The organism is Pseudomonas sp. 05N434 (assembly GCF_056396965.1).
In genome coordinates this window covers 1-9,345 of the sequence record NZ_JBFTMK010000337.1, presented here as the reverse complement: position 1 = coordinate 9,345, position 9,345 = coordinate 1, and the positions used below count along the sequence as shown (strand labels likewise).

At 59.8% G+C, this 9,345-nt stretch carries 6 protein-coding genes and 1 pseudogene; 6 read left to right on the top strand and 1 reads right to left on the bottom strand.

Annotation, left to right across the window (positions count from 1 at the left end; all coding sequences use genetic code 11):
- The 3 genes and pseudogenes from AC1DLB_RS19840 to AC1DLB_RS19830 all read left to right on the top strand — a co-directional run.
- A partial coding sequence (locus AC1DLB_RS19840) for an efflux RND transporter periplasmic adaptor subunit (protein ID WP_477785494.1) occupies window positions 1-916 on the top strand: 916 nt, incomplete at its 5' end.
- Window positions 917-931: 15 nt separating this feature from the next.
- Window positions 932-4,123 (top strand): efflux RND transporter permease subunit, encoded by a 3,192-nt coding sequence (locus tag AC1DLB_RS19835; RefSeq protein WP_477785493.1) that lies wholly within the window; start codon window positions 932-934, stop codon window positions 4,121-4,123.
- Window positions 4,120-5,355, top strand: a pseudogene (locus tag AC1DLB_RS19830) (efflux transporter outer membrane subunit); the annotation flags it as partial. The gene AC1DLB_RS19835 and the pseudogene AC1DLB_RS19830, both read left to right, overlap by 4 nt.
- A 145-nt stretch (window positions 5,356-5,500) precedes the next feature.
- On the opposite strand, the gene AC1DLB_RS19825 reads toward AC1DLB_RS19830, so the two are convergent.
- Window positions 5,501-6,472 (bottom strand): HlyD family secretion protein, encoded by a 972-nt coding sequence (locus tag AC1DLB_RS19825; protein ID WP_374727782.1) that lies wholly within the window; start codon window positions 6,470-6,472, stop codon window positions 5,501-5,503.
- A gap of 383 nt (window positions 6,473-6,855) precedes the next feature.
- Here AC1DLB_RS19825 and AC1DLB_RS19820 point away from each other — a divergent pair, with 383 nt between their 5' ends.
- The 3 genes from AC1DLB_RS19820 to AC1DLB_RS19810 form a co-directional block, all read left to right on the top strand.
- Window positions 6,856-7,290, top strand: a complete 435-nt coding sequence (locus AC1DLB_RS19820; RefSeq protein ID WP_225602876.1) for a hypothetical protein — start codon at window positions 6,856-6,858, stop codon at window positions 7,288-7,290.
- A complete protein-coding gene (locus AC1DLB_RS19815; RefSeq protein WP_477785492.1) occupies window positions 7,287-8,774 on the top strand; it encodes an ATPase domain-containing protein in 1,488 nt (495 codons plus the stop codon). Before AC1DLB_RS19820 ends, AC1DLB_RS19815 begins: the two co-directional genes overlap by 4 nt.
- Window positions 8,775-8,783: 9 nt before the next feature.
- Window positions 8,784-9,345 (top strand): sensor histidine kinase (locus tag AC1DLB_RS19810; protein ID WP_477785491.1); only part of this gene is annotated, 562 nt, incomplete at its 3' end.

The window sequence follows — 9,345 nt, the reverse complement described above, 5'->3', positions numbered from 1 at the left end:
TCGCGCCACAGCCACCCGCAGTGAAAACGAAGCCCAACGCGGCGAACGTCTGCGCACCAGCAACGCGATTTCCGCCGAACTCGCCGACTCGCGCACCAGCGCTGCTCAAGAAGCTCGCGCCGCCGTCGGCGCGCTTCAGGCACAACTGGACCTGGCCAAACTGAACCTGAGCTTCACCCGCGTGACTGCGCCTATCAGCGGTCGCGTCAGCCGTGCGGAAATCACCGCCGGCAACCTGGTGACCGCCGATACCACCGCCCTGACCAGCGTGGTGTCCACCGACAAGGTCTACGCCTACTTCGACGCTGACGAGCGTGTATTCCTCAAGTACAACCAGCTCGCCCGCCAGGGTCAACGCGGCGCCACCACCCCGGTTTACATGGGCCTGTCCAATGAAGACGGTAACCCGCACCAGGGCCAGATGAACTTCGTCGACAACCAAGTCAACCCGAAGACCGGCACCATCCGCGGTCGTGCGGTGTTCGACAACAGAGACGGCAGCTACACCCCGGGTCTTTATGCACGCCTGAAACTGGTGGGCAGCGGCACCTACTCCGCGGTGTTGATCAACGACGAAGCGGTCGGTACCGACCTGGGTAAAAAGTTCGTGCTGGTGATGGATGCCGACAACAAAACGGCTTATCGCCCCGTCGAGCTGGGTCCGAAAATCGAAGGTTTGCGCATCGTGCGCAGCGGCCTGAACAAAGACGACACCATCATCGTCAAGGGTTTGCAACGGGTTCGCCCTGGTTCGCCGGTCAGCCCTGAAGTGATCCCGATGGCCAGCAAGGAAACCCTCGCGGCTCTCGCTCAACAACGACAAGCGCTGGAAGCCAGCAACCTGCCCCAAGTCGCACCTGCCAAGGTCGCGCCGGGTACGGTTGTGAAACTGGCTGCTGCGACTCCACGCGGTTAAGGGGCAATTACTCCGATGAATTTCTCCCAATTCTTCATTTCACGGCCGATTTTCGCAGCGGTACTGTCGCTGCTGATCCTGATCGCCGGTGCCATCTCGCTGTTCCAGTTGCCGATCAGCGAATACCCGGAAGTGGTGCCGCCAACCGTGGTGGTCCGTGCCAACTTCCCCGGCGCCAACCCTAAAGTCATCGGTGAAACTGTGGCTGCTCCTCTGGAGCAAGCCATCACCGGCGTCGAGAACATGCTGTACATGTCCTCGCAATCCACCGCTGACGGCAAGATCACCCTGACCATCACCTTCGCCCTGGGCACCGACCTGGACAACGCGCAGGTGCAGGTGCAGAACCGCGTGACGCGTTCCGAGCCGAAACTTCCCGAGGAAGTGACGCGCATCGGTATCACCGTCGACAAGGCGTCGCCCGACCTGACCATGGTTGTGCACTTGACCTCGCCGGACAAACGCTACGACATGCTCTACCTGTCCAACTACGCCTTGCTCAACATCAAGGATGAGCTGGCGCGTCTGGGCGGTGTCGGTGATGTGCAGCTGTTCGGCATGGGCGATTACTCGCTGCGGGTGTGGCTCGATCCGAACAAGACCGCTTCGCGCAACCTGACCGCCACCGATGTGGTCACCGCGATTCGTGAACAGAACCGTCAAGTGGCGGCCGGTGCCCTGGGTGCTCCGCCTGCACCGAATGCCACGGCATTCCAGCTGTCGGTCAACACCCAAGGCCGTCTGGTGTCTGAGGAAGAGTTCGAGAACATCATCATTCGCTCTGGCGAAAATGGTGAAATCACTCGCCTCAAAGACATCGCTCGTGTCGAACTCGGCTCCAGCCAATACGCCCTGCGCTCCTTGCTGAACAACCAACCGGCGGTGGCGATCCCGATCTTCCAGCGCCCAGGCTCCAACGCGATCCAGATCTCCAACGACGTTCGGGCGAAAATGGCCGAGCTGAAAAAGAACTTCCCGGAAGGCATGGACTTCAGCATCGTCTATGACCCGACGATCTTCGTGCGCGGTTCCATCGAGGCGGTGGTTCACACCCTCTTCGAAGCACTGATCCTGGTTGTGCTGGTAGTGATCCTCTTCCTGCAAACCTGGCGCGCCTCGATCATCCCGTTGGTGGCGGTGCCGGTTTCGCTGATCGGTACGTTTGCCGTGATGCACCTGTTCGGCTTCTCGCTGAACGCCCTGTCGCTGTTCGGACTGTTATTGGCCATCGGTATCGTGGTCGACGATGCGATCGTGGTGGTGGAGAACGTCGAGCGAAACATCGGGCTCGGACTCACTCCGGTAGAAGCCACCAAGCGTGCGATGCGTGAAGTGACCGGTCCGATCATCGCGACGGCGCTGGTGCTGTGTGCGGTGTTCATCCCGGCTGCGTTCATCTCCGGCTTGACCGGYCAGTTCTACAARCAGTTCGCSCTGACSATYKCGATYTCGACSRTSATCTCGGCCTTCAACTCGCTGACCTTGTCGCCAGCACTGGCCGCTGTGTTGCTCAAGAGCCATGACGCGCCGAAGGACCGCTTCTCCAAGGTGCTGGACAAGATCTTCGGTGGCTGGTTGTTCCGTCCGTTCAACCGTTTCTTTGACAAGGCCAGCCATGGCTATGTCGGCACCGTGGGCCGGGTAATCCGCAGCAGCGGTATCGCCCTGCTGCTGTACGCCGGCTTGATGGTGCTGACCTTCTTCGGTTTCTCCAACACCCCGACCGGTTTCGTACCTGGCCAGGACAAGCAATACCTGGTGGCGTTCGCGCAACTGCCGGATGCCGCGAGCCTGGACCGTACCGAAGACGTGATCAAGCGCATGTCCGACCTGGCCCTGAAACAGCCTGGCGTGGAAAGCGCGGTGGCCTTCCCCGGCCTGTCGATCAACGGTTTCACCAACAGCCCTAACGCCGGCATCGTGTTCGTCACCCTGAAGCCTTTCGACGAGCGTAAAGACCCGAGCATGTCCGCCGGTGCGATTGCCGRTGCGTTGAACGGCCAGTACGCCGGGATTCAGGAAGCCTACATGGCGATCTTCCCGCCACCGCCGGTACAAGGCCTGGGGACCATTGGCGGTTTCCGCCTGCAGATCGAAGACCGGGGCAACCTGGGCTATGACGAGCTGTACAAAGAAACCATGAACATCATCGCCAAGAGCCGCAGCGTGCCAGAACTGGCCGGTCTGTTCACCAGTTACACCGTGAACGTGCCGCAGGTCGATGCCGCCATCGACCGGGAAAAAGCCAAGACCCACGGCGTGGCCGTCAGCGACATCTTCGACACCCTGCAGATCTACCTGGGTTCGCTGTATGCCAACGACTTCAACCGCTTCGGTCGCACCTATCAGGTCAACGTTCAGGCCGAGCAACAGTTCCGCCTCGAATCGGACCAGATCGGTCAGCTGAAAGTGCGTAACAACCGTGGCGAGATGATCCCGCTGGCGACCTTCATCAAGGTCAGCGACACCTCGGGGCCAGACCGCGTGATGCACTACAACGGCTTCATCACCGCTGAAATCAACGGTGCGGCAGCCCCAGGCTACAGCTCCGGCCAGGCCGAGAAAGCCATCGAGAAACTGCTCAAGGATGAACTTCCGAACGGCATGACCTACGAGTGGACCGACCTGACCTACCAGCAGATTTTGTCCGGCAACACTGCGCTGTTCGTGTTCCCGCTCTGCGTACTGCTGGCGTTCCTGGTGCTCGCGGCTCAATACGAAAGCTGGAGCCTGCCACTGGCGGTGATCCTGATCGTACCGATGACCCTGCTGTCGGCCATTACCGGGGTGATTGCCTCGGGCGGCGACAACAACATCTTTACCCAGATCGGCTTGATCGTACTGGTGGGACTTGCGTGTAAGAACGCGATTCTGATCGTCGAGTTTGCCAAGGATAAGCAGGAAGAAGGTCTCGGCCCGCTGGCAGCGGTACTGGAAGCTTGCCGTCTGCGTCTGCGGCCGATCCTGATGACCTCCTTCGCGTTCATCATGGGTGTTGTGCCACTGGTTTTCTCCAGCGGTGCGGGTGCCGAAATGCGTCATGCCATGGGTGTGGCGGTGTTCTCCGGGATGCTCGGGGTGACCTTCTTCGGTCTGTTGCTGACGCCGGTGTTCTACGTACTGATTCGCAACTTTGTGGAGCGCGGTGAGCAACGCAAAGCGGCCAAGGCACTGAAATTGGAAAAGCAACTGGAGGCGCAACAATGAGCCTGAAAGCCTTCCTGCCGAGCCTGCTGGTACTGGCGCTGAGCGCCTGTGCCGTCGGCCCGGACTATAAAACCCCAGCCACCGAGGCGGCCAACATCACGGCCGCCAACGATGGCAGCGCCGGTCAGAAGAACATTGACCGCGCCCGTTTCGAAGGCATCTGGTGGCAGCAATTCGACGATCCGACCCTCAACCAGTTGGTGAAGCAATCCTTGCAGGGCAACCGTGATTTGCGTGTGGCTTTTGCCCGCTGGAAAGCGGCCCGAGCGATTCGCGATGACGCCAGCAATGACGCCATGCCGACCATCACCAGCCGCGCGAGCAGCGATCTGGGCAAAGGGCAGATTCCGGGTCAGACCACCAAACGGGTCAACAGCGAACGCTATGACCTGGGCCTGGACATGGCCTGGGAACTGGACTTGTTCGGTCGCATCCAGCGCAACCTGGAATCCAGCGACGCTGAGCAGCAAGCGGCCGAAGCCGATCTTTACCAACTGCAAGTCACCATGATTGCCGAACTGGTGGACGCCTATGGCCAACTGCGCGGCGCGCAACTRCGAGAAAAAATCGCGCTGGCCAACCTGAACAATCAGCAGGAGTCACGCAAGATCACCGAAAGCCTGCGTGACGCCGGTGTTGGCGATCAGCTGGACGTGGTTCGTGCCGATGCGCGCCTGGCGTCTGTCGAAGCCAGCGTGCCGCAACTGCAAGCCGAACAGGTTCGTCAGCGCAACCGCATCGCCACCCTGCTGGGTGAACGTCCAGACAAGCTGACCGTCGACCTGAGTCCAAAAGACTTGCCGGCGATCGCCAAGGCCCTGCCCATCGGTGATCCGGGCGAGCTGTTGCAACGGCGTCCGGACATCCGCAGCGCCGAACGCAAATTGGCGGCTGCCACCGCCCGCATCGGCGTGGCCAAGGCTGATTTGTTCCCTCGGGTGAGCCTCAGCGGTTTTCTTGGCTGGACTGCCGGGCGCGGTTCGCAGATCGGCTCGTCGGCGGCCAATGCCTGGGCACTGGGCCCGAGCATCACCTGGGCGGCGTTCGACCTGGGCAGCGTGCGCGCCCGTTTGCGCGGTGCCGATGCTGAAGCCGAAGGCGCCCTGGCGACCTATGAGCAGCACGTATTGCTGGCACTGGAAGAATCGGAGAACGCCTTCAGTGATTACGGCAAACGCCAGCAGCGCCTGATTTCGCTGATTCGTCAAAGCGAATCAAGCCGCGCCGCTGCGGACCTCGACGCATATCCCTGTGGGAGCGAGCCTTTGTGGCGAGGGGCTTGCCCCCGTTGGGTCGCGAAGCGGCCCCAATCTACGACTGCTGCGCAGCCGAACGGGGGCAAGCCCCCTCGCCACATAAGCCCGTCCCCATATGGGGTTAGTGGGTTGCCTGATTATCCCGGTTTTCCATGACGGTCACCGTGGCCGTGGTCCCGGCACGCAGGCTGTTTTTGGCGATATAGTCGGCGTCGATCTGAATCCGCACCGGCACTCGTTGCGCCAGTTTGACCCAAGTATAGCTGGGGTTGATGTTGGCCAGCAGGCGACTGCCGGGGGAGTTCTCACGGTCGGCGATAGCAAAAGCGATGCTTTGTACGGTGCCGCCGAAGGTCTCGCCGCTCATCAACTCGATCCTGACCCGATCACCCTCCTCGATTCGCGGCAACTTGGTTTCTTCGAAGTAGCCACTAACATAAAAGGATTGACTGTCAACCAACGCCAACAGCGCACCGCCACCACTAGCGAAGTCACCCTCGCGGGTCAGCAGATTCGTCACATAGCCACTGACCGGCGCCACCACTCGGGTTCGTTGTAAATCCAGCTCGGCCTGGGTCAAGGCCGCAATAGCCAGCTGCACATTGGCTTGCGCCAAGCCAAGGTTGGCCTGGTTTCTCAACAGGTCCGCCTGAGCTACCGCCACTTCGGTACTGGACTTTTCCCACTCTTCGCCGGAGATCGCGAAACGCTGCTTGAGCGTCCTTCGCCTCTGCTCTTCGCTCTGGCGTTGTTTGAGTAAGGCCTCACTGGAAATGATTGATGCCTTCGACTGGCCCTCAGTGGCTTTCGCCACTTCGACTGAGCGCTTCGCGTGTTCGACCGCCAGTGCGTAACGCGCCGGGTCGATTTCCAGCAGCAACTGGCCCTTCTGCACATGCTGGTTGTCCTGCACCTGCAAGCTAATGATGCGTCCCGAGACCTCGGCTGATAGCGTCACCACATCGGCACGCACTCGCGCATCACGAGTCCAGGGTGATCGAGTGTAATGATCCCAAGCAAACCAACCGAGCAGCACCGCCAACCCGACTACGGCCAAAGTCACCAGTTGTGCAACGGTTTTCTTCAGACTCATGAGATACCCATCACCAAAATCACCACCGCACACACGCAAGCGTAGACGGTCATTTTCACTGAGATTTGAATATTTTCAGATAGGTTGTAATGGGCAGATGAGATTGCACAGCCAGCACAACGCGTCCGTCTCGTAGCACCGTACCGCCCCACAGCGAGCCACTGGCGCCGGTAAAAAGGAGGTTTTTCTCTCGGCATCGTCAGAAAAAGAGACGATCACACCCTTGCTTTAACCGATTCTCCAGCCCGTACCGATGGGATCAAGCTCAGATCACAGCCAAAAGGACAATCAGACTGCTTTTTCAATACTGCCTCAGAACTGAGTCTCGATAAACTCGAGATAAGGTGTACCATCAGGCTCTGTCCATCAGATATTAGTCCGTCATGTCCACGCTAAGCGAAGAGAGCCGCCAGATCGTAGCTTCTCTGGCGCACCGTGTTGGTCCCGACGCGGACATTGCGAGGGTCGCCCAAGCGATCGTTTCAACCTTGCAGGATATGGACGCAGCCCTCACGCCCATCATTGGGCCGCAGGGGGTTGCCGCGCTTTACCGCCGTAGCCTCCAGCTTTGCACTTGCGCTCATCCGCGCCTGGCCGGTACCTATGACCGCGTGCAGGCCGCGCTGGATCTGGCTGCCCTCAAATCCGTACTCGTTGAACAAAGCGAAGCCGATGCGTTGTTTTTCGGTGAAGTGATGCTGATCACCTTCTACGAACTGCTGACCACGCTGATCGGGCCCTCGCTCACCGCACGGTTGCTTCGTGACGTGTGGGAACCTTCTTTGAGCGACACCCCATCGCAGGAAAATTCGCCATGAGCACCAAAGTGACTATCAACCGCTTGGCCACCGGCGTGCCAGGATTGGACGAGGTGCTGGGCGGAGGTTTGCCGGAGTTTTCGTTCAACTTGATCGCCGGCCCTCCCGGCTGCGGCAAGACCACCCTCGCTCACCAGATGATGTTTGCCCTGGCGACGCCCGAACGTCCGGCGCTGTTCTTTACGGTGCTTGGCGAGCCGCCACTGAAGATGCTGCGCTATCAACAGCAATTCGATTTTTTCGACAGTGAAGCGATCAACCATTCGATTCGCTATATCAACCTGGCCAACGACACCCTCGCCGGAAATCTGGACGAAGTGCTGCGGCGCATCGTCAGCGAGGTGGAGGCGCACTCTCCGTCGCTGGTGTTCGTCGACTCGTTCCGTTCGGTGGTGCTGGCCAGCCAAACCCAGGACAACCCCAACAACAACCTGCCGCAGTTCATTCAGCAACTGGGCATGTTGATGACCACCTGGCAGGCGACGACCTTCCTGATCGGCGAATATTTCACCGAAACCGACACCAACCCGATTTTCACCGTGGCCGATGGCCTGATCTGGCTGCGTCAAAGCGTTCAACGCAATTCCATGGTGCGCAAGATGGAAATCATGAAGATGYGCGGCCAACCGACACTTCCGGGGCTGCATACCTTCCGCATCGCGACGTCGGGGATCAAGGTCTTTGCGCCGACGGCCCCCAACCCGGTTGAAGCGCCGCTGGAGTTCCCTATCAAGCGCCTGAAGATGGGCGTGCCGCAGCTCGACGAGATGCTCGGCGGCGGTCTGCCCCGTGGCTATTCCTTGCTGGTAGCCGGGCCTTCGGGTTCGGGCAAAAGCATTCTGGCCGCGACATTTCTCGCTGAAGGCGCGCGCAATGGCGAAACCGGCGTGATCGCGGTGTTCGAACAGCGGCCCAATCACTCCCAGAATGCCACCCTCGCTGGCCTGATCCAGAGTGGCCAGGTCGGTCTGGTGGACAGCCGGGCCCCGGACCTCTCCATCGACGAAATCGTGCAGTTGCTGTTGAGCGAGATCACCCGGCTGAAAGCCACCCGCGTGGTCATCGATTCGCTGTCGGGCTTCGAACTGGCGCTGGCGCCGACCTTCCGCGATGACTTCCGCGATGACTTCCGCGAGTCGCTGTCACGCATGGTCACCGCGCTGACCGGCGCCGGGGTCAGTGTGTTGATGACCTCCGAGCTGGAAGACCGCTACACCGATCTGCGTTTCAGTCCTTACGGCACCGCCTTTCTCACCGATGCGATCATCGTTCAACGCTATATTGAAGTAGAGAGCCGCTTGTTGCGGATCATGGCCGTGGTCAAGGTCCGAGCCAGCGCCCATTCAGATCAGTTGCGCCAGTACCACATCGACGATAACGGCCTCCAGATCGGCGAAATGCTGCCGGACCAGGAGGGGCTGCTCGGTGGTCGACCGACAAAACAGAGTTCAGGAGCGGTACGTACGGGAGATAAAAATGTTTGAGCCCGACTCATGAGTAAAGCCGGTGGCAAGAAGGAACGTGAGATGGCCAATGCTGCTCACGAACTCTTCCTGCTTGGACAAAAAACTGTTGAAGCGCGCGCCGTAATGGCAGCACTGCAAAAACAGTTGAGCGACGCCAGCAGCCGGTTGGCAGATACCCAGCAGGTCGAGCAAGTGATCGAGGCCAATCAGCAGCTGGTACTGGCGATACTCTTGGCGCAATCAGACGCTGTACCCCCCCCTCGTCTGGAGGAGCAGCGTTTGTACCAGCAATTGCGCGAGGCTAATGCGCAGCTGGTAATGGCTGCGCTCAGCGCTCAAGACCTTCAGGCTACAGCCGAGCGCGCATTGAGCCAGCAGAAAAGCGTACTGGCTATGGTGGCCCATGAGCTGCGAAATCCGTTAACACCTATCAGCATGATTGCAGAGCGTATGGTTCGACTGCCTAGCGACCAACTGCCGCGAATGCGAGAGTTGATTGAGAGTCAAGTACAGCATATTTCACAGCTGGTCGACGATCTGCTCGACGTCTCCCGCGCCAGCACGGGCAAGCTGCGAATCAATCGCCGCG

What these genes read in the sequence shown, in the direction of transcription:
- AC1DLB_RS19825 (WP_374727782.1), bottom strand. Translation starts at nt 6,472, where the DNA reads ATGAGTCTGAAGAAAACCGTTGCACAACTGGTGACTTTGGCCGTAGTC.
- AC1DLB_RS19820 (WP_225602876.1), top strand. Translation starts at nt 6,856, where the DNA reads ATGTCCACGCTAAGCGAAGAGAGCCGCCAGATCGTAGCTTCTCTGGCG.